The sequence below is a fragment of the Providencia sp. UF-224 genome (assembly GCF_058245955.1).
Window position 1 is genome coordinate 1 of record NZ_JBSICC010000106.1, and the last position, 521, is coordinate 521.

The window sequence follows — 521 nt, forward strand, 5'->3', positions numbered from 1 at the left end:
TATCGTCACGGTCACACAACCAAGTACGCACACACTCAATAACCAACGGGTGAATTTACTCATCGCCCCTCCTGCATGGCCGCCGACATGATTTTGAGTTTGTCGCCCTCTTGCGTCACCACCGCGGGAATGTACTGAAGCCCGAGTTGGCGACTCAAACTGCCCCCTTGATCAAAGAACACGCGGGTATTAAGTGCCAGCGTCGCCTCTTTGATGTTGCCACTCGTTAAAATGACTTTGTAACGCAAGGTGGCGGGTTGCTGTGCGTTCATCCAAGCAATTTGGCGCGGATCATCCGCATCTAAAAAGTAAAGGGTTTGCCCAAGCACCACATGACTCAGCGGGTTAATTTTGTCACCTTGGCGGGCAAACATCACGCCGTTCTGGTCAGCATAATCCCCTTGAACCGTAAACGTCGGGTCATACCATAGCGTGTGTGCTTCGGTATCAGTACTGAGCCAATCCACGGGCGGTGGACGCAGGGTATTTTCAATCACGCGGTCTTTAAAATCTTGCTGCAT

At 51.6% G+C, this 521-nt stretch carries 1 protein-coding gene; it reads right to left on the minus strand.

Annotation, left to right across the window (positions count from 1 at the left end; translation table 11 throughout):
* Positions 1 to 59 precede the first annotated feature (59 nt).
* Positions 60 to 521, minus strand: a 462-nt coding sequence (locus tag AC4IFO_RS23045; RefSeq protein WP_490737860.1) for a type-F conjugative transfer system protein TraW, incomplete at its 5' end; no start/stop codon positions are given.